A 22138-nucleotide genomic window follows, 5' to 3' on the forward strand; every position below is an offset into this window, starting at 1 on the left:
TTGAATCACAGATTCAAAAATACAGTAGTAGAGTAGGTTGAGATCGACTTTGGTGAAGGCTCTATTATTTACAGAATCGTTGAATTACGAAACATGCAGTAAATATGTGTTTCTGATTTATACGTTCAAGAAATCATGATTGATTGAAGAAGGAAGGTTCTATGGATAACAGTTATATTTATGAAATTAAAGAAGCAATTACACATGGCGGTGTGTTTCATTCGGATGATGTATTTTCTACAGCTTTTCTGCAGATTCTAAATCCCGAGCTTAAGGTTAAGAGACTTATGCAGGTTCCGGAAGATTTCGACGGACTTGTTTATGATATAGGACTTGGAAGGTTCGATCATCATCAAAAAGACAGGAAGGTAAGGAAGAATGGAATCCCTTATGCGGCTTTCGGACTTCTGTTCGAGGAGTTTGGAACACTGGTAATGTCTGAGGAAGATGCCAAGGAGTTCGATGAGACTTTCATCCAGCCGATCGATAAGTCTGACAACACAGGTTCATTTTGGATGATATGCGATATCATAAGTGACTTCAATCCTGACTGGATCGGGAATCAGGACAGGGACGAGGCTTTCTGGAGAGCTGTTGCTGTTGCCAAGGAGATCCTTGTTAATAAGTTCAGGCAGATCAATGCTAATCGTAAGGCTTATTATATGGTTAAGGAAGAAGTGGACGCCTGCACAGGGCCTGTTCTTGAGCTTTCCAAGACTATCCCGTGGCAGGATGCTGTCAAGGGAACAGATATTCTGTATGTGATCTATGAATCTGAACGTGGTGGTTACAATGTTCAGACTGTTAGGGTTGATGGAGAAGAGAGAGAGAAGAAGCCATTCCCTGAGAGTTGGAGAGGTAAGCCGGCTGACTTCCTTCAGAAAGTTACGGGTGTTAGCGGCATAACATTCTGTCACAACTCCGGATTCCTGTGTGCCTGCAAGACCATAGATGACGCCAGAGCCATAGCCAAGCTCGCAGTCGAAGCCTGATAAAAGTGCGAAATTTACATTGTGTCTTAAAAAAGCAAAATATTTTAACAATAAGTAAAATAATGATTGTTTTTTGCAATATCAGCTAGTAAGATTAATTGAGGTATCAATTCTATACACAAGCTACTATTTTTGCGGTTCGATAGCTTTGGAGGTTTTGGGGAGTACATAGAACACGGCGGACAGAATATAGATCATTGCCATGCTTTTTAATCGTTTTAATAACTTCATGAGCATGATAGATGGATCTTTTCATTCTGCCAGGGGTTCACATGTTTGAGCGAAGCGAGTTTGAACCCCAGAATGAAAAGATCCGGCTAGCGTGCCATGAAGTTTAAAACGATTAACAGCATGGCAATGATCTATATTCTGTCCGCCGTGGTCTATGTACTCCCCAAAACCTCCGAACCTTCCAACCTGCCCAAATCTAGGAGCTTGCGTTCTATATAAGAGGGAGAAGATATGAATCACATCATTGTTAATGGCAAGGTAAGCAAGGGAACAATCAACAAGAATATATACGGGCAGTTCACAGAGCACCTTGGACGCTGCGTATATGAAGGTATATATGTTAAGGATGAAGATAATATACCTAATGTCAATGGTATTAGAAGCGATGTACTTGGAGCGCTTAAGAATATCGAGGTGCCGCTGGTGCGTTGGCCCGGTGGATGTTTTGCTGATACTTATCACTGGAAGGACGGAATCGGTTCCAAGAAGGATAGGAAGACTATCGTTAATACCAACTGGGGCGGTGTAACAGAGGACAACTCTTTTGGAACACATGAATTCATGGAGTTTGCAAGTCAGCTTGGCTGCGATGTATATCTGTCAGGCAATGTAGGAAGCGGCACTGTTCAGGAGCTTTCTGACTGGATAGAATACTGCAACATGGGCGGAATATCTCCTATGGCCAACCTAAGGCGTGAGAACGGACGTGAAGAGCCCTGGAATGTCAGATACTGGGGGATAGGCAATGAAGCCTGGGGATGCGGCGGCAATATGTCAGCTGAGTACTACTCTGATGAAGCCAGGAAGTTTGCTACCTATATGAGAAATTATGACAATGAGCATCCTATCTATAAGATTGCTTCCGGCAGTAACGGCGCTGACTACAACTGGACCAAGACTGTATGTGAACGTGCAGGTCATATGATCGATGCGATCACATTCCATTACTATACAGTGACCTATGATTGGAACAATAAGGGCAAGGCTACAGGATTCACCAAGGATGAGTATTATCGTCTTCTTCACAATACTCTTAATATAGAAAATATGATCAATAATCATAGTAATATCATCAAACAGTATGAGACCAAGGATCATAAGATAGGTCTTATCATTGATGAATGGGGAACATGGTTTGATGTAGAAGACGGAACCAATCCGGGATTTTTATATCAGCAGAACTCTATCAGGGATGCTGTTCTTGCAGGTATCAATCTTAATATATTCAATAATCACTGCGATACTGTTGTGATGACCAATATCGCACAGATGATCAATGTACTTCAGGCTATGATCCTTACAGATGGTGACAAGATGGTTCTGACACCAACATATCATGTATATGATCTGTATAAAAAACATATGAATGCTAATCATCTCGAAAGTTATGTGGATGCAGATATATTAAATGATCAGGAAGAACTCAAGGTTCCACGTCTCAATGTTTCTGCAAGCTGCAAAGATGGTAAGGCACTTGTTACAGTTGTCAATCTGTCAGAAAGTGAGATGGCAGATGTTGATGTTATCCTGTCAGGACTTAAAGCAAGCTCTGTATCCGGAAGATGTGTAACAGGCGATATGGGAGATTATAATTCATTCGAAAAACCTGATGTTGTAGGCATAAGATCTATTGATGCAGCTGTAGCAGAAGATGGATGCAGCTTTAAAGCATCTCTTCCAAAGAACAGTGTATGTGCGTTTGAGGTAGTTCTTAAATGAATAAATGTAAGAGATGCTTCCTGTACGAGATTGCCGGCAAGGAGGATGTCTATGCTCACGTGTTAAGAACACGTGAGCTTCTTGCTGCTAAGGACAAGGCATCTGATGCTGTATATGATAAAAGACTTGCTAGCTGCCGTGAGTGCGATAGCCTTCTTGAGGCTACATGTCTTAAATGCGGCTGCTATGTAGAGATAAGAGCTCTAAAAAAAGATGCGACCTGTCCTTTGAAGAGGTGGTGAAGTTTTGTTTTAGCTGTTCTGCGTCTATTTAGTACTTGAAGCGCCTATAGGATTAGCTTAAAATATAGTTGTATAGTCGTTGTTTTATTGTTTTGTGATCTGTGATCCGATACCTGTGGAGATTGCCTATGTCTGACAAACTCAAAATGTCTGTATCAGGTGCGCTTAAGAATAAAAGCGGTATGAAGGTTGTCTATGTAACCTTTGAGGATGAAGGCCGAAGAGCTGAAGGAGAGCTTCCCGAGTGCAGGATCACTAGAAACAGCGGTTTTACCAAACAGGAGATTGAAGCTTTGCAGCAGTATATGGCTGGTCAGAAAGACACCATTATGAAGATGGCGCAATCCGTCAATCCGATGAAAGCTTTTCTGTCCGGGGGAGACAAAAGTTTATAATACCTTTTCTATAGTGACTTTGGATTTTGTCTGATCCGGATGTAATTCACCATTCAATTGTAAATTAATAACAATGGGGAGGTACTTATGGCAAAGAATAATATGCTGGCAATGGTACTAGCTGGAGGCAGAGGTAGTCGTCTTAAAGACCTTACCAACAAAGTTGCAAAACCGGCAGTTGCTTTTGGTGGAAAATACAAGATCATTGATTTTCCGCTTAGTAACTGTGCTAACAGCGGAATAGACATCGTTGGAGTTCTGACTCAGTATGAATCAATTCTTCTTAATAGTTATGCAGGCGCCGGAAGGATCTGGGGTCTGGATAGCAAGGACAGTGGTGTCTTTATCCTGCCTCCTCGTGAGAAGGCTGATAGTGGCCTTAATGTTTACAGAGGGACTGCAGATGCTATCTCTCAGAATATCGATTTCATAGATTCTTATGAACCTGAATATCTTCTTATACTTTCAGGTGATCACATTTACAAGATGAATTATGACAAGATGCTGGACGCTCATATTGCTAACAAGGCAGATGCTACGATCGCAGTTATCGAGGTTCCCAAGAAGGAAGCCAGCAGATTCGGTATCATGAATACTGCCAATGACGGCCGTATCGTAGAATTCGAAGAAAAGCCTGCTCATCCTAAGAGCAATCTTGCTTCTATGGGTATATATATCTTTTCCTGGAAGCAGCTTCGTAAGATGCTTGTTGCTGATATGAACAGCAAGACTTCCAATCATGACTTTGGTAAGGATATAATCCCTACTATGCTTAATGATGGTAAGGCTCTGTATGCTTATAAATTCAAGGGTTACTGGAAGGATGTAGGAACTATCGATTCCTTATGGGAAGCTAATATGGATCTTCTTGAAGAGGGTAGTGAGCTTAATCTTGGTGATAATTCCTGGAAGATCTATACAGAAGATGCAACTGAACTTCCTCAGTTTATAGGCGAGGATGCAGAGGTTAAGTGCGCTTATATCACTCAGGGTGTTCAGGTTCATGGTAAGGTTGAGCATTCAGTTCTTTTTACAAGTAGTATTGTAGGTAAGGATGCCAAAGTCAAGGATAGTGTCCTTATGACAGGTGCAGTAGTCGGAGAGGGAGCTAAGGTTACAAGAGCTCTTGTGGCTGATGGTGTAACTATAGGCGACGGCGCAGTTGTAGGCAGCGCTAAGAGTGATAATATCTTGCTTGTAGCTCACGATATCGAGGAAGGAGGCAAATATTATGGCTAATGCATTCGGAATAATCGCACCTGCCGGAACATATATGAGAGTAGAGGGATTGCAGGATTTTAGGCCTATAAGCGCATTCTCTTTTCTCGGAAGATATCGTATAGTAGACTTCCCGGTATCCAATCTGTCCAACAGTGGGATAGAGCGTATACAGCTTTTTGTTAATAATGAAAATCCCAGATCACTTGCAGAGCATGTTGGAACGGGACGTATCTACAATATCAACTCCAAGAGGGGACTTCTGCAGATGATGTTCAGCCATGAAAGTGCGCTGAGCGATATCTACAATACAGATGTTAAGGCTTATCTTGAGAATCTTCCTTCAATAGAGCGCTGTCATCAGAAGTATGTCATCATAACTCCCAGCTATATGGTTTTCAAGCAGGACTATGATAAGCTTCTTGATGAGCATATAAATTCCAAGGCTGATATAACTCTTTTATATCACAAGGTTAATAATGCAGATACTTCGTATCGTAACTGCTATACACTTGAGCTCAACAGGCAGAAGGGATTTAAGTCCATGCGTATCAACACAGGTACAGTGGCTGATCGCAATATCTTCATGGATACCTATGTAATGCACAAGGATCTGTTCATAGAGCTTCTTAAGAAGGCCAAAAAGCTGTCCGCTATATCAAGACTTACCAATATCATCCATGCTGAGAGTGAGAATCTTGATATAAGAGGCGTACAGCATAAGGGATATTTTGCAGCAATCACGGATTTCAGAGCATACTATGAAGCTAATATGGAACTTCTGAATCTGGACTATGCTGAGAGTCTTTTCTCTAATGACTGGCCTATATACACTCATACTACGGACTCGTGCCCTGTTCAGTACACTTCATCTGCTTCCGTCAAAAAGACGATGGTTGCTAACGGCTGCGTCATCGAGGGCAATGTAGAGAACTCCGTAATCGGAAGAGGCGTTGAGATAAAGAAGGGTGCTATCGTCAGAAACTGCATCATAATGGGCCATGTGATCATCGAGGAAGGTGTTCGTATCGAGAACATGGTAGTCGACAAGTGGGCGAGGATCACTGCTAAGCAGAACATAGTCTGCCCCGAAGATGAACCCGGCTACATCCGAAGGATGGATATAATCTGAGTTTTACGGGAGGTGTTGCAGCCTCCCGTTTTTAAGTCGCATACGCACATCTGCAAGGAGGTTGCGACATTATTACTAAAGTGAAGCGACAAGTAAATTTTTTGTGCAGGGGAGCCGATATAAAGACTGAAATATATAGGTGCATTCATGGATGACCGCACTGATATCCAAATGGCTATTCGCAACACGTTCAGGGAAGAACCCGCCGCAGGAAGCGGCGTATGTGATACCAGGAAAAGAGGTTTTTATGCTTAGATCTTTATACTCGGCGGTCTCAGGACTTAATATCCATCAGACACAGATGGACGTTATCGGCAATAATATTGCCAATGTCAATACCAACGGCTACAAGTCGAAGGCTACCAATTTTTCTGATATTCTCTATCAGAGTAAACAAAGAGCATCCGGCCCTTCAGAAGCAACCGGCTCTATCAATCCTATTCAGATAGGTCTTGGCGGTAGAGTGGCCGCTGTAGACACCAATATTACCAAGCAGGGTTCTGCTCTTACAACTTCAGCCCCTTTTAACATGATGATCAATGGAGATGCATTCTTTGTAGTAACTGATGGTACCAATCAGTACTATACAAGAGATGGTGACTTCTTCGTTGATGGTGAGATCAATGAGATAGGCAATCCTGAGGATGATGAAGGTTATCTTGTAACATCATCTCTGGGCTATTATGTCCTTGGCTGGGAATCTGCTGACGGAGCTACAGTCAATACAGACGGCGCTCTTGACAGGATCATGCTCATGGGTCCTGATGTCGAGGATTCACCCGGCGAGCCCACCACATATATAACTGTTACAGGCAATGTTGATAAGATGGATCCTTCTATCTATACCAATGAAGGTCACGGTGTATCGGCAGGAGCGCTTATCCCCGGCGAAGAGGGCTTTGAGTCCTATAATATTAACTTCTCTATCACTGATGCAGGTGATGACGATGATACAACATACCTTATGACTCTTACCGGAGTTACAGATTCTACAGGCAAAAGCGTTGACTTCGAAGAGCAGGAGATCGAGCTTACTTACAGCCCTGCAGACGGCAAGCTGACAAGTGCAGAAACTGCCAATATTAATGTTGGCGGCGTAGGTATTACGGTAGATATAAGCAGAACTACCAATTACAATACAAGCGGAACCACAACGCTTAGGACATCCAGAGGCGATGCAGAAGGCAATGGCGAAGGTCAGGAAGATGGCAAGATGTCCGGAATTGCTATTCAAAGAGACGGCAGGATATACGCCAAGTATACCAATGGCGATACAAGACTTCTGGCACAGATGGCTACAGCTACCTTCATGAATGCAACAGGTCTTGTCAATGAAGGAGACAATCTCTACTCAGCATCCAATGCTTCCGGAGATCCTGATATAGCTCCCGTTACAGAAAGCGGCGGCTCTATATCCACAGGAGTTCTTGAAGCAAGTAACGTAGACCTGTCAGACGAGTTCACAAGGATGATAACAGCTCAGCGTGCCTTCCAGGCCAACAGCCGTGTCATCACAACATCAGATACCATGCTAAGTGAGCTTAGAAACCTTAAGTCAACTTAGAAACAATGATATATGATCATCTTTATTATGATATTTGTAAAGCACACCAGACAGATTTTAATCTTGCTGATGTGCTTTTTTATTGGGTATAATGGTTCCTGGGGACGGAGGAGAAATCATTTTGATAATAATATATTGGGAGGAATGTTAAATGGCTGGACAGATCACGCACATGGAGATTGCGTACAAACTTATAGACAGATTGGGGATCGATGAGGGTAAGGAAGAGTTCATTCTTGGTTCAGTAGCCCCGGATTCGGTCCATTTTGACGATGACTATCTTAGTAAGAAGGTACATTCGCACCTATTCGAAAACTGCGGGCCCTGGGGAGATACGCAGAACTACGACAACTGGATCTTAAATATCAAGGCCTTTTGGTACAGATATGTAGTAATGCAAGAGAATCAAGATCTAAAGGCTTTCTACATCGGGATAGTCGTACACTGCCTCACGGATTATTGGAACGACCTGTCAATATGGCGCGCTCTGCAAAAAAAGATGATGCCGCCCCTTAATTTAGACCAGTTCAAGGAAGGCTATTCACCCGAATATATAAAGATAGACAGATGGCTGTATCAGAACATTGATGATGCAGATGAGATCATGAAGCTTCTTGAAAACTCACATGAAACAGATTGCGAAGACTATGTGAAAGCTACTTGCATTGCCAGGATGAAAAGACATCTCATAGATGTGCAGTACAACCTCCCTGATCCTATTGACGTATCCAACCATAAATTTTACACAGAAGATTTGATGCGACAGTTTGTAAGCGAAGTCCCGGATAAGGTGTATCAGCAGATAAAAGAATTTGGTAATACCCCTGTAAAACAGATGCGTCTTATAAATGATGATTTCGTGGGACACATAGACAGGCTCCGCCACGCCTGCAGAGGAATACTTGTGCAAGACGGAAAAATCCTTCTGTGTCACGAGCCAGGGAGTGGATTGTATATAATCCCCGGCGGTGGAGTAGAAGGGCATGAGAACTACGCTGATTGCTGCGAACGCGAGATGCTGGAAGAGACAGGCTGCAAGACAAGGGCTGTAAAAGAATATCTTGATATTGAAGAGCTCTTTGATGTCTGGAGGCACATAAACCACTATTATATATGCGAACTTGTGGAAGATACAAAAGTTCAGCATCTTACAGAAGCTGAGAAGCTTGCAGGATACACCAATGCCTGGGTGCCAATTGGGGAGGCGTTTGATATATTTGGAAAATATGAAGATTATCACTATAAAGATATAGCAGTGTACGGCCTATACAAGCGCGAATACGCAGCACTTAAGGAATATAAAAGTGCTATTACTTTTTAGAAACTCAAAATTCCTACTTGTACGATGCAATACCTTTGGTGATACTACACTGTACAAGTGAGAATTTAGAATTAGAAGAAAATAAATATATTACTGATGTTTTTTGCGGTAGGGTAAAACGACTTGATTAATTTACCACATTGCAGTAGATGGGTATTGTAACTATAATTGGTAATAAGCTTGAAGTACAGAATAAAGGAGATGAAGAGTCATCATGGCACTTTCAAAGAAGAGAATAGTAGTAAAAGTTGGAACATCCACCATCACCAACGATAAAGGCGATATTAACATAAGACAACTGGATCACCTGTGCAGAGCACTCTCTGCAGTAGAGAACATGGGATATGATCTTGTCCTTGTAAGCTCAGGAGCTATAGCAGTAGGTGCCGGCAAAATGCGCCTTGCACAAAAGCCCAAGGATCTTGGTCTAAAACAGGCAGCGGCAGCAGTCGGACAGCTGGAACTCATGCATCTGTATGACAAACTCTTTGGAGAGTACGGAAGACTTGTAGGCCAGATACTTCTTAGTAATGAAGACGTACAAAATCCCGAAAGAAGAGAGAATCTTACCAATACACTAAACGCACTTTTGGAAAATCACATAATCCCCATCATTAATGAAAATGACTCCATAAGCCATGCCGAGATCGAGTCTGATAAGAAACTCTTCTCTGATAATGATATGCTCTCTGCGGTAGTTGCAGTATTCTGCGAAGCTGCAAAGCTCATAATCCTTTCAGACATAGACGGCCTCTACGACTCCAACCCAAAGACCAACCCCAACGCCAAGCTCATCAGCAGAGTAGAAAATATCGACGATGAACTTCGCAACAAAGCTGGCGACTCAGGTTCTAACAGAGGCACAGGCGGCATGATCACCAAAATGGATGCAGCCCAGCTGGCTACCAGCCGAGGCATCGATGTCCTTGTAATCAATGGCCAAAGACCAGAGCAGATCTATGACATCCTGGACAAGAAAGTCGTAGGAACTCTTTTTGTCGGTAAAAAGAACTGAGTAGATTGGCATTCGTCATAGTCAAGTGTTCACCCACAGGCGGAGTGGTATCTTCAAAGGCTTTGCGAGGTGGGATATTGCTTCGGACAGGCAGAATAATGATCATTGCCGCGCTTTTTAATTGTTTTATAAAATTCAGGAGCGTGATAGATGGAGATTTATATTCATCTCAGGGTCCGCATGTCTGAGCGAAGCGAGTTTCGGACCCTTGAATATAAATCTCCAGATATCATGCCCTGAATTTATAAAACAATTAAAGCGCGGCAATGATCATTATTCTGCCTGCCCGAAGCCATATCCCCCCGCAAAGCCTTTGAAGATACCGCTCCGCCGTCCGGGATACATGCACAAAAATACAGCCGGGAGTTGGATGAAAATCCAGCTTCCCGGCTGTTTATTTCGTTTCTGACTGGCAGTACCATGAACGATCACATTGTAGGACGCTCTGTGTACTTGTCATAGATCTCTGCAAGGTATGTCTTGACCATCTCGATATTGGCCATCTTGCGAAGATTCTCATTGCCCATTCCTACAGCGATCTCATCTGCAAGAAGAAGCATATTATAAATGCTAAGCTTGAATTCATCTCTAGTCATCTTGTCGATCTCAAGACTTATAAGAGGAGCACCAAGCTTCATAGTGATATTATCATCAGAGATACCGGTCTCCATAACCTTAGTCTCAGGACTGAAGTTAACATAGATGATAAGAGCTTCTTTTTCGTGCTTTTTAAGAGTGATAGGTGTCTGATGGCTCATCTCAAGCCATTCATAATAATCAGCAACATCGGGATTCAGAAGATATTCTGTGAGCTCCTCTCTGTGCTTCTCAACATACTGAAGATAGCTGCTGGCATTAGGCCCTGTATAGTTGAAATCTACCTTGAGACCATTGTCTGTCTGAACCAGTCTGCACTTTTCAGCTACTTCCTTGATCTTGAATGAAGAAGTATCATTACCTACCTGTTTGAAGGACCCTGAGTCCATAACCTGTTTAAATTCCATTAGTATTACTCCTGCTTTCTAAATGCTTCAACCATAATAGTGCGTCAAATACGTCGCCGCATAAAGTATAGCATAAACGATTCTAAAATGGTATACTTAAAAGAAAACTAAGCAGGAGTGGTCATTACTTATCCTGCGTTTATCCCAAAAATTTTTTAAGGGGTCAGGGAGAATATGTCAGCTTCAAATTCCAGTGTTAGAAAGACTAAATCAAGGGAAGGCAGTAGTAAGCAGAGGACTTCATCAAGAAGTAAGTCCCAAGGAACCAAGAGTTTAAAAGGTGGCAGTAACAGATCTACTTCCAAAAGTGTTTCCCGAGATAACTACATAGATGCCAGGATGTATGACGAGCAGGATGATCTTGGATATGCATTAAAAAGTGAGATAACGGCAATTGTCCTTATAGCTGCGGCAATTGCTCTTTTCCTGTGCAACTTTGGGCTTCTGGGTGCTTTTGGCAACTTTTTGAGTGAGATAATGTTCGGACTTTTTGGACTTCTTGCTTTTGTTATGCCACTTATAGTAGGTGGAATGGTAGTGTTCTATATATCCAACCACGGGAGCATTCCGGCAGTTCGCAAGATTCTGTCCTGTATAGGTCTTACTTTTATCATGGGCATAGTTTTTGAACTGGTTTCGGGCAGGACATCTGCCTTGGAATTCGTTATCTCGGATATATATCAAAGTGCTGCTATAGGACACAACGGCGGCGGAGTGTTGTTCGGCTCTATCGCTTATCTTCTCGATCACACTTTTTCACTTATAGGAACTGTGCTGATCCTTATAGTTGCAGCATCTATCTGCCTTGTGGTCCTTACAGAGAAGTCCCTTATAAGGGGCGTAAGGAAGGGAACTCATATGCTCAAAGAAAGGGCTTATGAGGATGCGGCTGCCTATTCTGAGCAGGTCCGCGTAAGAAGGATGCGTTTAGAAGAAAGAAGAGAGGCTCAGAGAAGGGAAAAAGAGCTCCTCCTTCAGCAAAAAGAGGATGAGAAGATTCTCAGGATGGATCACTATGTATCAGGAGTAGATACCAATACTGACCTGAGGGCGAGCGGTGATTTTGAGGATTCAGGCACTATGTCTGATGATGATGGCTATCTTGATGAGCCTGAATACGATCAGGAAGAAGAGATCATGGAAGAGCCAAAACCTGAACCAAGGATCCATACTTCCTTCTATGTTCCGGACAATTCGGAAGTGCATGATGATATACATGAGATTACATTCAATACCTCTTATGAAGAACAGGCAGATGCCGGGTATAGAGTCAGCGCCAGTGATAATAGATCAGAGGATACTCAGACTTATAAAGCAGGCTTTAATGAGGATGATAAGGCTGACAGTACGCTGGATGCAGGTGATGCCGGTATAGAGAGTAGCGGAAGTGATGCACCTTCGTCCCAGACCAGAAATGAGATCTATGCAGGCACTGACCTTAAGTTTGAGCAGATGCAGACTGTGGTTGAACCTGATGGACAGCACAGATTTACCGGCAAGCTCAAGGCGCACCTTCCGGAAGATGATAGTTCTGAATCTTCTCAGGATGATATATTGATCCATGCAGGCGGTAGGGATTATGGTAACGGAATATCAGAAGAAGGTTATGGAATCCATGCCCAGGATCATGTATCTGCATCCAGATCTACTCAGAAGATTGATTCTATGGCAAAAGAACCTTCATATATGCCGGGAGAGATAAGCTATTCTAATGGAGCAGCTCCTTCAGCAGCATCCGGAAGCCGAAATGAGATGGCAAGACCTGCTTTTGAAGGAACAGGATCAGACACAAGTCTTGGCAGTAAGACAGCACAGACTGCCACAGCAAGTGTAGCTAAACCGCCAAAGAAGTACAAGTTCCCGCCTACCAGCCTTCTTAAACCCGGAATGGGCAATAAGAATGCAGATTCTGCCAAGGTATTAAAACAGACAGCAGCCAAGCTTGAAAAGACACTTAAGACCTTCGGAGTTAACGTTACTATCACAGATATAAGCCAGGGACCTACTGTTACAAGATATGAGCTTCAGCCTGAAGTTGGAGTCAAGGTATCCAAGATCGTCAATCTGCAGGATGATATCAAGCTCAACCTTGCAGCAACTGATATAAGGATAGAAGCCCCTATCCCCGGCAAGGCAGCTGTAGGTATCGAAGTTCCTAATAAGGAAAATGTCACAGTGTCTCTAAGAGAGCTTCTTGAATCAAGAGAGTTCAAGGAATCCAAGGCAGATCTTTCATTTGCAGTCGGCAAGGATATAGGTGGCAAGACGATAGTTACTGATATAGCCAAGATGCCTCATGTGCTTATAGCCGGCGCGACGGGATCAGGTAAGTCTGTATGTATCAATACGATGATACTGTCTATAATCTATAAGGCTAAGCCTGAAGATGTAAGACTTATCATGATCGATCCTAAGGTCGTAGAGCTGTCTGTGTACAATGGTATTCCTCATCTTCTCATACCTGTTGTCACAGATCCCAAGAAAGCTGCTGCGGCTCTTAACTGGGCTGTTGCAGAGATGACCAGAAGATATAAGTATTTTGCAGAGGCAGAGGTTAGAGATCTTAAAGGTTACAACGAATATGTAGAAGCTCATATGGCAGAGAATGAAAGCCTTAAGAAGCTTCCTAAGATCGTCATCATAGTAGATGAGCTTGCAGACCTTATGATGGTATCTGCCAATGAAGTAGAAGAAGCAATCTGCCGTCTGGCTCAGCTTGCAAGAGCCTGCGGAATACACCTTGTTATCGCAACTCAGCGTCCTTCTGTTGATGTCATCACCGGACTTATCAAGGCCAACATGCCCAGCAGGATCGCATTTGCTGTTTCCAGTGGTACAGACAGCCGTACTATCCTTGATATGGTCGGTGCAGAGAAGCTGCTTGGTAAGGGTGATATGCTCTTTTATCCGCAGAGTGTCAGCAAACCGGTAAGACTTCAGGGCGCATTTGTTTCTGATTCTGAGATCAGCCAGGTTACAGATTATATCAAAGCTGATTCGCAGGATGATACTTATGATATAGAGATACAGGAAGCTGTTCAGAAGATGGAAGGACAGTCCGGTTCATCATCTGCGGACGGATCTGCATCAGGTGGTCCTGACAGAGATGAGTATTTTGCAGATGCCGGAAGGTTTATCATTGATAAGGAAAAAGCTTCTATTGGTAATCTCCAAAGAGTATTTAAAATAGGCTTTAACCGTGCTGCACGTATTATGGATCAGCTCTGCGAAGCTGGCGTAGTCGGTGAGGAAGAGGGTACTAAGCCAAGGAAGGTACTTATGTCCAAGGATGAATTCGAGTCTCTTCTAAACGGATCAAAATAAGCGGGAATATATAGTCATAAACAGGGCCTGATGGTCAGAGTTTTTTTCCATAATAATACTAGACTTAATGGTTAGAGAAAACTGATCGCAAAAAATAAATGATCAGGAAATGAAATATGTGATTGATTACCTGAAGGATATGACATATATTTATAGACAGCCGGGACTTAAAATTTAAGTCAAAAGCTATATGAAGGAGGAGATTTATGAAAACAGACATCGAGATCGCACAGGAGGCGGTTAAACTGCCGATCAAGGAAATTGCAGCAAAAGTAGGAATGACAGAAGATGATATTGAACCTTATGGCAAATATAAGGCCAAGATCACTGAAGAATTCCTTCAGAGTCTTAAGAACAAGCCTGCCGGCAAGCTGGTACTTGTTACTGCTATCAATCCTACACCTGCCGGAGAGGGTAAGACCACAACCAGCATAGGACTTGCTGACGCTCTTAACAGGATCGGAGTAAAGACAGTTGCAGCTCTTCGTGAGCCATCACTTGGACCGTGTTTCGGAATCAAAGGCGGAGCAGCAGGCGGCGGATATGCACAGTGCGTTCCCATGGAAGATATCAATCTTCACTTCACAGGAGATTTTCATGCAATTACAACTGCTAACAATCTCCTTGCTGCCCTTCTTGATAATCATATTCAGCAGGGCAATGAACTTGGAATAGACACAAGACAGATCGTATGGAAGAGATGTCTTGATCTTAACGACAGAACCCTTCGTAATGTTGTTGTAGGTCTTGGTGCTAAGGCTGACGGTTTTGTAAGAGAAGACCATTTTGCTATCACAGTTGCTACTGAAGTCATGGCAGCATTCTGTCTTGCTAATGATATAAGTGATCTTAAAGATAGACTTGGCCGTATCATTGTGGCTTATACATATGATGGAAAGCCGGTTACAGCCAAAGATCTTAACGCAGTTGGTTCTATGGCTGCACTTTTAAAGGATGCCATAAAGCCTAACCTTGTACAGACACTTGAGCATACACCTGTTATCATCCATGGTGGTCCTTTTGCCAATATCGCTCACGGATGTAACTCAGTACGTGCTACCAATGCGGCTCTTCGCCTTGCAGATGTTGCAATTACAGAAGCAGGCTTTGGTGCAGATCTTGGAGCTGAGAAGTTCCTTGATATCAAGTGCCGTCAGGCAGGCCTTAAGCCTGATGCAGTTGTACTCGTTGCAACTATCAGAGCTTTGAAATATAATGGCGGAGTAGCTAAGGATCAGCTTGCTACGGAGAATCTTGAAGCGCTTAAAAAAGGTATCGTGAACCTTGAGAAGCACATAGAGAACCTGCAGCAGTTCGGCGTTCCTGTTGTTGTAACTCTTAACTCTTTCACATCTGATACAGAAGCTGAGATAGCTTATGTAAGAGATTTTTGCCATGAACGTGACTGCGACTTTGCTCTTTCTGAAGTTTGGGCAAAAGGTGGTGAAGGCGGCGAAGAGCTGGCCCGTATGGTCATGAATACTCTTAATAATAAAAAGAGCAGTTATGAGCCTATCTATCCGCTTGATATGTCGCTTACAGATAAGATAGATACCATTGCTACCAAGATCTACGGAGCAGATGGCGTAACATATACACCTGCAGCTGCAAGACAGCTACAGAAGATCACAGAGCTTGGTTTTGGCAATCTTCCTGTTTGTATGGCCAAGACTCAGTATTCACTTTCTGATGATCAGAAAGCTCTTGGAAGACCTAAGGATTTCAAGATCACTGTAAGAGAAGCTTATGTATCAGCCGGAGCAGGCTTTGTAGTAGCTATGACCGGTTCCATTATGACAATGCCTGGTCTTCCTAAGCGACCGGCAGCCTTCGATATAGATGTCGATGATAATGGCAAGATCACAGGTCTTTTCTGATTTTTTGCAATGAGGTTAGTTATGAAGTGTCCTAAATGCGGAGCTTTTATACCGGATGATGCGGTATATTGTCCATCATGTGGTGAAGAAATTAAAATTGTACCGGAGTTTGATCCGCTTGTAGAGAACAGAATAGATGAATCATTGTCTGTTCTGGCCAGCAGTCTTGATGACGGCGATGATACGTCTGATGACGAATATGATGATTATGACGAGGAAGATGATTTTGATTCCAATGAAGAAGGTCATATATTCGGCAGCTATAAAGTGACGATATGTATATTATGTATCGTTCTGATAGCACTTCTTGGAAGTATAGTTTATTATCTTATCAACGACAGATCATCTGATGTTAAAACAGATAATCCGTCAGTTAAGAGTACTGTGTCAGCAAGCGATTCTTCCCTGGAAGGTGCATCACAGGAAGCTGCGCTTACGGGAGAAGGCCCCGAAGCTCCGACATTTTCAGTGGCTTCCGGAACTTATGATGAGGAAATTGAAGTTTATATCGAAGCCGGAGAAGGCTCTATATACTATACTATCAACGGGGTAACACCTACACTTGCGGATTCTATCTTCAATGGTGTAGATCCTATAGTATTTGATAAAAATGGTATATACACCCTCAAGGCTGTCCTTGTAGATAGTGACGGAGTCAAGTCTGAAGTTGCAACAGTTACATATGAGATCGCTATGCCAATACCTGATGCACCGACTATAATAGAGGATAGTGGCAATTATAACGTTGATACCCAGATAGCGGTAGTTACTTCAGAAGGAACTAATGTATATTACACAACAGATGGAAGCGATCCGACTGCATCATCAACTTTATATACAGGACCTGTAAGCATGCCTTACGGAGAATCAGTATATAAATTTGTTGCCATCGACAATGAGACAGGAGCTGCAAGTGAGATAGTAGAGCGTACATATTCACTTCATTATACGGTCAATGTCTCAGAAGAATATGCAGCATCATTACTGATCACTTCGCTTGTTCAAAAAGGCTACCTTCTTGACGGAAGCGGAGCGGTTGCTGGAATGGATGGATATAATACATATTCTGTTACTTCCACAGAAGTTATATCCAGTGGCGACTATTATGTTTTTACAGAGTATCATATGTCTACAGATGGCAGCGCCACAGCTACAGGACTTTTATACGCGGTAAATGTGCACGACGGAGCTGTATATCGTCTTGGCACGGACGGAGCAGGAAATTATTTCCTTAAACAGCTTAGCTAAGGCTCGGAAGTCCGCTATTTATGGACAGATTTGGCCTAAGACCTATTTTAAATAAAGGAATTTAGTTTCTAACGTTGCCACTTTACCACGTTTAAGTGTTGCAATGTTTTGCAATTTGTTTTATGATACTGAAAAGTTGAAATTATTTAAGTAAGGAGAAACAGGACTATGTTCAAGATTTTGGAAAGAAATGAGCTGGCAGCCCATATATATCAGATGGTTGTCGAGGCTCCACGTGTAGCAGCAGGATGTCTTCCAGGACAGTTCCTGATCGTGCGCGTAGATGAAGAGGGTGAGCGTATTCCTCTTACAATCTGCGATTATGACAGAGAAAAGGGAACTGTTGAGATTGTAGTTCAGTCAATCGGTGCTGAGACCAATCAGATTGCTAAGATGAAAGCAGGAGACAGTTTTGCTGACGTAGTAGGACCTCTTGGTAATCCTTCAGATCTTACAAAGGAAGATCCTGAAGAACTTAAGAACAAGAAGATCGTATTCATAGCAGGTGGTGTTGGAACAGCTCCTGTTTACCCTCAGGCTAAGTGGCTCAAGGAACATGGAGTTACAGCTGATGTTATCATAGGTGCCAAGAACAAGGATCTTGTAATCCTTGAAGATCGTTTCAAGACTGTATGTAATCTCTATGTAACAACAGATGATGGTTCATATGGCAGAAGCGGTATGGTTACAAAGTGCCTTGAGGATCTTGTTAATGAAGGTCACAAGTATGATCTGTGTATCGCCATCGGACCTATGATCATGATGAAATTCGTATGTAAGCTCACTAAGGAGCTCGGAATACCTACTATCGTATCCATGAATACTATCATGGTAGATGGAACAGGTATGTGTGGTGCATGCCGTCTTACAGTTGGAGATCAGGTCAAGTTCGCTTGTGTTGATGGTCCTGAATTTGATGGTCACCTTGTTGACTTCGATCAGGCTATGAACAGAATGAAGCTTTATAAGAACGAGGAAACAAGACTTAAGCTTGCTGAAGAAGAAGGCGAGACACATAAGGGTCACTGCGGAGTTTGTGAATAAAATAGGAGATTAACAAATGGCTATAGAAGTTGATGTTTTAAAGAGAGTTCCTGTTCGTGAGCAGGACCCTAAGGTTCGTGCTACGAATTTTGAAGAAGTATGTCTTGGTTATAACAAGGAAGAGGCTGAGGCTGAAGCAACACGCTGTCTTAACTGTAAGAACCCTCAGTGTCAGAAGGGATGCCCTGTTGCCATCAATATCCCTGCTTTCATTCAGGAAGTTAAAGAGGGCAATGTAGAAGCTGCATATCAGATCATCAGCGAGTCTTCTGCACTTCCTGCTGTATGCGGACGTGTATGTCCTCAGGAGTCACAGTGTGAAGGTAAGTGTATCAGAGGCTTCAAGGGTGAGCCTGTATCTATCGGTAAGCTCGAAAGATATGTTGCTGATACAGCCAGAGAGATGGGCATCGTACCAGAGGGTGCTAAAGAGAAGAAGAATCACAAGGTCGCTGTTATTGGATCAGGTCCTTCCGGCCTTACATGTGCAGGAGATCTTGCTAAGCTTGGATACGATGTAACTATATTTGAGGCACTTCATGAAGCAGGTGGTGTTCTTGTATACGGTATTCCTGAATTCCGTCTTCCTAAAGAGAAGGTTGTTAAGAAAGAGATCGAGAACGTAGAAAAGCTCGGTGTTAAGATCGAGAAGGACGTTGTCATCGGTAAGAGTGTAACAATTGATTCTCTTATGAAAAATGAAGGATTTGATGCTGTATTCGTAGGATCAGGTGCAGGACTTCCTAAGTTCATGCATATCCCGGGTGAGCAGGCACTTGGCGTATTCTCAGCCAATGAGTTCCTTACACGTTCAAACCTCATGAAGGCATTCAGCAAGGATTCTACAACACCTATCATGCATCCTAAGAAGACTGTAGTAGTTGGTGGTGGTAACGTTGCTATGGATGCTGCCAGAACGGCACTTCGTCTTGGCTCAGAGGTACATGTTGTATATCGTCGTTCTGAAGAAGAGCTTCCTGCACGTAAAGAGGAAGTTGAGCATGCTAAGCAGGAAGGTGTAGTATTTGACCTTCTTAACAATCCTGTAGAGATCCTTACAGATGAAGAAGGATGGGTAAGAGGTTGCAGATGCATTAAGATGAAACTTGGCGAACCTGATGAATCAGGTAGAAGAAGCCCTATTGAAATCCCGGGTTCTGAGTTCGAGATCGAATGTGATGCTGTGATCATGTCACTTGGAACAAGTCCTAATCCGCTTATCAGTTCTACAACAGAAGGACTTGAGATCAACAAGCGTAAATGTATCATTGCACAGGAAGATAACGGTCAGACATCCAAGAAGGGTGTATTTGCAGGTGGAGATGCTGTAACAGGTGCAGCTACAGTTATCCTTGCAATGGGAGCTGGCAAAGCTGCTGCTGCAGGTATCGATGAGTACCTCAGATCTCTTGATTAATTTTTAACTTTTATTAAAGAAAAATTTACATAATAAGGGCGTACGGGTTCAACCTGTATGCCCTTTTGTGGTATTATATAGGGAGTTATAAATACCTTTGGTCTATGATTTTACACGTTCTGTGACTAATCGCGACACAGTTTGCAAGATAGTCTTGGGGTATTATATAAAGGGGACGATAGATAAGGGAATCATACGCATTTTCAAAATATTATATCTAGTGCGCTGACTCGTTCATATATGATTAAATATGAACGAGTCAGTACACTAGGATGTATGCGTATTATTGGAGGATTATTATAATGGGATACAGATCTAATGAAGATATGGCAGAGGATAATCATTCCTCAGCTGTCGTACTTATAAGTGTCGGTACTTTAGGACTTATTGCTGATATATACATGCTTATCAAAAATCCCCTTGCAATGCCTATGTTCAATAAATATATGACAACAGGTATAATGGGCTCATTATTTGTGCTTTTTATAGTCATGGGTGCTCTGGCCATGAGGAATTACAAAAGGTTCAACGAGGCAGCTGTCAAGGAGAGCACTCTGGCTGACAAGATTCATGAATGGTGCGTAGATAATCTTACAGCAGATACTATCTGCGACGCTATTGAAGCAGAAGACCCAGACGATGATATGTCCGGAGACGGTGTCATATTTTATAAAAGAACAGCATATATGAAAGAACGCATAACTTCTAAATTCCTGAATCTGGATGAAGATATGCTGGATAGATTTATAGAAAAATATTATAGTGAGATCTTTTCTTAAAAGGATACGGAAAGTGTGAAATTATTAAAATAAGTATACTATGTGTAGGCAAGATAAAAGAAAAATATTGGAATGACGCTATAGCAGAATACACTAAGCGTCTTACCAGATACTGCAAACCTGAGATCATCGAGGTTGCAGATGAGAAGACACCTGACAATGCTCCTGAAGCTATAGAGCAGATGATCAAGGACAAGGAAGGGGAGAAGCTTTTAAAGCATGTCGATCCTAAGGCCAAGGTCATAGCTCTGGCTATCAAAGGAAAAAAGGTTGATTCTCCCGGATTTGCAAAATGGATAGATTCATATGCGATATCCGGATGCAGTCATATCCAGTTCGTGATAGGTGGATCGCTGGGGCTGTCTGATGCAGTTTTAGAAAGAGCAGACGGACAGATCAGTTTTTCGGATATGACTTTTCCTCATCAGATGATGAGAGTTGTACTACTGGAACAGATATATAGATCTTATAAAATTCTAAGCGGGGAGCCGTACCATAAATGAAATACATAACAGAGATCAGAATAGATCTTACGGTCGATGAGATGCGGAATATATTCGGCCGTAATGACAGCTATATGAAGAAGATTGAGAATAACTTCGGTGTAGAGATCACAGACAGACAAGGTCAGCTTCGTATAGTCGGAAGACAGGAAGATGCCCAGAAGGCGGCTGATATCATAAGACAGCTTGCCAAGCTCTCGTCAGCGGGCAGCAATATCGAAGAACAGAGCGTTGACTACGCTATAACATTAAAAGAGGACAGTGACGACATGGGAAGTGACAAAGATACAGAAATAGACAATGACAGTATCCTTCTGGATATTGATTCGGATCTTATATGCCATACTACGACAGGCAAGCCTATTAAGCCCAAGACACTTGGACAGAAGAAATATGTTGATTCTATCAGATCTCATATGATCACATTCGGTCTTGGACCTGCAGGAACCGGAAAGACATACCTTGCCATGGCTATGGCTATAACAGCTTTTCAGAAAGAGGAAGTATCCAGAATCATCCTTACAAGACCTGCTATAGAGGCAGGAGAGAAGCTTGGTTTCCTTCCGGGGGATCTTCAGAGCAAGGTCGATCCATATCTTAGACCTTTATATGATGCGCTCTATCAGATAATGGGAACAGAGAGATTCCTTGCTAATATGGAGAAGGGACTTATAGAGGTGGCTCCTCTTGCTTATATGAGAGGAAGAACCCTTGATAATGCATATATCATCCTTGATGAAGCCCAGAATACAACTCCGGCTCAGATGAAGATGTTCCTTACAAGAATAGGTTTTGGTTCTAAGGTTATCGTAACTGGTGATGCTACTCAGAAGGACCTTGCACCCGGCACTGTATCAGGACTTGATGTAGCTCAGAAGGTTCTTAAGGATATAGATGATATCGCCGTATGCAATCTTACGAGCAAAGACGTAGTCCGCCATCCGCTTGTACAGAAGATCGTCAAGGCATATGAAGATTATGAGAAAAAAGAAACAGCGCGTTCTCAGAGAAAGTCAGCTATAAAGCGCGAGGCCAGGAAAAGAAGCAGCTGAGAAAAAGAAGCAGTTAAAGAAGAGAAGCAGTTAAGGAAAAGAACCAGTAAAAGAAAAAATA

The 22138-nt window shown here is 42.6% G+C and carries 18 protein-coding genes; 17 read left to right on the top strand and 1 reads right to left on the bottom strand.

Features of this window, described 5'->3' with window-relative positions; genetic code table 11:
* Positions 1 to 161 precede the first annotated feature (161 nt).
* From BMX21_RS05230 to proB, 9 genes are all read left to right on the top strand, one after another.
* Positions 162 to 992 (top strand): MYG1 family protein, encoded by an 831-nt coding sequence (locus BMX21_RS05230; RefSeq protein WP_092042095.1) that lies wholly within the window; start codon positions 162 to 164, stop codon positions 990 to 992.
* A gap of 462 nt (positions 993 to 1454) precedes the next feature.
* On the top strand, positions 1455 to 2942 hold the full coding sequence (locus tag BMX21_RS05235; RefSeq protein ID WP_092042097.1) for an alpha-N-arabinofuranosidase: 1488 nt from the start codon (positions 1455 to 1457) through the stop codon (positions 2940 to 2942).
* Positions 2939 to 3184 (top strand): DUF6171 family protein, encoded by a 246-nt coding sequence (locus tag BMX21_RS05240; RefSeq protein ID WP_242952879.1) that lies wholly within the window; start codon positions 2939 to 2941, stop codon positions 3182 to 3184. The genes BMX21_RS05235 and BMX21_RS05240 overlap by 4 nt, the downstream gene beginning before the upstream one ends.
* A gap of 128 nt (positions 3185 to 3312) precedes the next feature.
* Positions 3313 to 3579 (top strand): hypothetical protein, encoded by a 267-nt coding sequence (locus BMX21_RS05245; protein WP_092042099.1) that lies wholly within the window; start codon positions 3313 to 3315, stop codon positions 3577 to 3579.
* A gap of 87 nt (positions 3580 to 3666) precedes the next feature.
* The gene (locus tag BMX21_RS05250) at positions 3667 to 4818 is read left to right on the top strand and encodes a glucose-1-phosphate adenylyltransferase (RefSeq protein ID WP_027205004.1); all 1152 of its coding nucleotides are present in this window, start codon (positions 3667 to 3669) and stop codon (positions 4816 to 4818) included.
* Positions 4811 to 5929, top strand: a complete 1119-nt coding sequence (gene glgD, locus BMX21_RS05255; RefSeq protein ID WP_092042101.1) for a glucose-1-phosphate adenylyltransferase subunit GlgD — start codon at positions 4811 to 4813, stop codon at positions 5927 to 5929. The genes BMX21_RS05250 and glgD overlap by 8 nt, the downstream gene beginning before the upstream one ends.
* Positions 5930 to 6176: 247 nt before the next feature.
* Positions 6177 to 7493, top strand: a complete 1317-nt coding sequence (locus tag BMX21_RS05260; RefSeq protein ID WP_177173934.1) for a flagellar hook protein FlgE — start codon at positions 6177 to 6179, stop codon at positions 7491 to 7493.
* 151 nt (positions 7494 to 7644) lie between these two features.
* Positions 7645 to 8814, top strand: coding sequence for an NUDIX domain-containing protein (locus BMX21_RS05265; protein WP_092042107.1), 1170 nt, complete (start codon positions 7645 to 7647; stop codon positions 8812 to 8814).
* A gap of 214 nt (positions 8815 to 9028) precedes the next feature.
* The gene (proB, locus tag BMX21_RS05270) at positions 9029 to 9829 is read left to right on the top strand and encodes a glutamate 5-kinase (protein WP_027219099.1); all 801 of its coding nucleotides are present in this window, start codon (positions 9029 to 9031) and stop codon (positions 9827 to 9829) included.
* Positions 9830 to 10257: 428 nt separating this feature from the next.
* Here the strand turns inward: proB and BMX21_RS05275 are convergent, their stop codons facing one another.
* Positions 10258 to 10833: a hypothetical protein gene (locus BMX21_RS05275; RefSeq protein WP_022754857.1), complete on the bottom strand. Its 576-nt coding sequence runs from the start codon at positions 10831 to 10833 to the stop codon at positions 10258 to 10260.
* A 174-nt stretch (positions 10834 to 11007) separates the two neighbouring features.
* Between BMX21_RS05275 and BMX21_RS05280 the strand changes: the two genes are divergently transcribed.
* The 8 genes from BMX21_RS05280 (at position 11008) to BMX21_RS05315 (ending at position 22077) form a co-directional block, all read left to right on the top strand.
* A complete protein-coding gene (locus BMX21_RS05280; RefSeq protein ID WP_092042109.1) occupies positions 11008 to 14157 on the top strand; it encodes an FtsK/SpoIIIE family DNA translocase in 3150 nt (1049 codons plus the stop codon).
* 206 nt (positions 14158 to 14363) lie between these two features.
* Entirely contained in the window at positions 14364 to 16034 is a 1671-nt protein-coding gene (locus BMX21_RS05285) for a formate--tetrahydrofolate ligase (protein WP_027204713.1), read from the top strand.
* Between the two features lie 21 nt (positions 16035 to 16055).
* A complete protein-coding gene (locus BMX21_RS05290) occupies positions 16056 to 17282 on the top strand; it encodes a chitobiase/beta-hexosaminidase C-terminal domain-containing protein (RefSeq protein WP_177173935.1) in 1227 nt (408 codons plus the stop codon).
* A gap of 168 nt (positions 17283 to 17450) precedes the next feature.
* The gene (locus tag BMX21_RS05295) at positions 17451 to 18326 is read left to right on the top strand and encodes a sulfide/dihydroorotate dehydrogenase-like FAD/NAD-binding protein (protein WP_092042114.1); all 876 of its coding nucleotides are present in this window, start codon (positions 17451 to 17453) and stop codon (positions 18324 to 18326) included.
* 16 nt (positions 18327 to 18342) lie between these two features.
* Positions 18343 to 19743 (top strand): NADPH-dependent glutamate synthase, encoded by a 1401-nt coding sequence (gene gltA, locus BMX21_RS05300; RefSeq protein WP_022754862.1) that lies wholly within the window; start codon positions 18343 to 18345, stop codon positions 19741 to 19743.
* Positions 19744 to 20045: 302 nt separating this feature from the next.
* Complete coding sequence (locus BMX21_RS05305) at positions 20046 to 20522, top strand: hypothetical protein (protein WP_092042117.1); 477 nt, start codon at positions 20046 to 20048, stop codon at positions 20520 to 20522.
* Between the two features lie 23 nt (positions 20523 to 20545).
* Positions 20546 to 21025 (top strand): 23S rRNA (pseudouridine(1915)-N(3))-methyltransferase RlmH, encoded by a 480-nt coding sequence (rlmH, locus tag BMX21_RS05310; RefSeq protein WP_027204717.1) that lies wholly within the window; start codon positions 20546 to 20548, stop codon positions 21023 to 21025.
* Positions 21022 to 22077 (top strand): PhoH family protein, encoded by a 1056-nt coding sequence (locus tag BMX21_RS05315; protein WP_092042119.1) that lies wholly within the window; start codon positions 21022 to 21024, stop codon positions 22075 to 22077. Before rlmH ends, BMX21_RS05315 begins: the two co-directional genes overlap by 4 nt.
* The last annotated feature ends 61 nt before the right edge of the window (positions 22078 to 22138 follow it).

Origin of the sequence: Butyrivibrio sp. TB (assembly GCF_900110805.1) — a bacterium.
In the GTDB taxonomy this organism is placed as follows: Bacteria; Bacillota; Clostridia; order Lachnospirales; family Lachnospiraceae; genus Butyrivibrio; species Butyrivibrio fibrisolvens_C.

Bases quoted from the DNA above. Each gene is read 5' to 3' on its own strand.
- BMX21_RS05280 (WP_092042109.1), top strand. From the start codon at position 11,008: ATGTCAGCTTCAAATTCCAGTGTTAGAAAGACTAAATCAAGGGAAGGC.
- gltA (WP_022754862.1), top strand. From the start codon at position 18,343: ATGGCTATAGAAGTTGATGTTTTAAAGAGAGTTCCTGTTCGTGAGCAG.
- BMX21_RS05315 (WP_092042119.1), top strand. From the start codon at position 21,022: ATGAAATACATAACAGAGATCAGAATAGATCTTACGGTCGATGAGATG.
- BMX21_RS05235 (WP_092042097.1), top strand. From the start codon at position 1,455: ATGAATCACATCATTGTTAATGGCAAGGTAAGCAAGGGAACAATCAAC.
- BMX21_RS05260 (WP_177173934.1), top strand. From the start codon at position 6,177: ATGCTTAGATCTTTATACTCGGCGGTCTCAGGACTTAATATCCATCAG.
- BMX21_RS05290 (WP_177173935.1), top strand. From the start codon at position 16,056: ATGAAGTGTCCTAAATGCGGAGCTTTTATACCGGATGATGCGGTATAT.
- BMX21_RS05240 (WP_242952879.1), top strand. From the start codon at position 2,939: ATGAATAAATGTAAGAGATGCTTCCTGTACGAGATTGCCGGCAAGGAG.
- proB (WP_027219099.1), top strand. From the start codon at position 9,029: ATGGCACTTTCAAAGAAGAGAATAGTAGTAAAAGTTGGAACATCCACC.
- glgD (WP_092042101.1), top strand. From the start codon at position 4,811: ATGGCTAATGCATTCGGAATAATCGCACCTGCCGGAACATATATGAGA.
- BMX21_RS05230 (WP_092042095.1), top strand. From the start codon at position 162: ATGGATAACAGTTATATTTATGAAATTAAAGAAGCAATTACACATGGC.
- BMX21_RS05305 (WP_092042117.1), top strand. From the start codon at position 20,046: ATGGGATACAGATCTAATGAAGATATGGCAGAGGATAATCATTCCTCA.
- BMX21_RS05285 (WP_027204713.1), top strand. From the start codon at position 14,364: ATGAAAACAGACATCGAGATCGCACAGGAGGCGGTTAAACTGCCGATC.
- BMX21_RS05250 (WP_027205004.1), top strand. From the start codon at position 3,667: ATGGCAAAGAATAATATGCTGGCAATGGTACTAGCTGGAGGCAGAGGT.
- BMX21_RS05275 (WP_022754857.1), bottom strand. From the start codon at position 10,833: ATGGAATTTAAACAGGTTATGGACTCAGGGTCCTTCAAACAGGTAGGT.
- BMX21_RS05245 (WP_092042099.1), top strand. From the start codon at position 3,313: ATGTCTGACAAACTCAAAATGTCTGTATCAGGTGCGCTTAAGAATAAA.
- BMX21_RS05295 (WP_092042114.1), top strand. From the start codon at position 17,451: ATGTTCAAGATTTTGGAAAGAAATGAGCTGGCAGCCCATATATATCAG.
- BMX21_RS05265 (WP_092042107.1), top strand. From the start codon at position 7,645: ATGGCTGGACAGATCACGCACATGGAGATTGCGTACAAACTTATAGAC.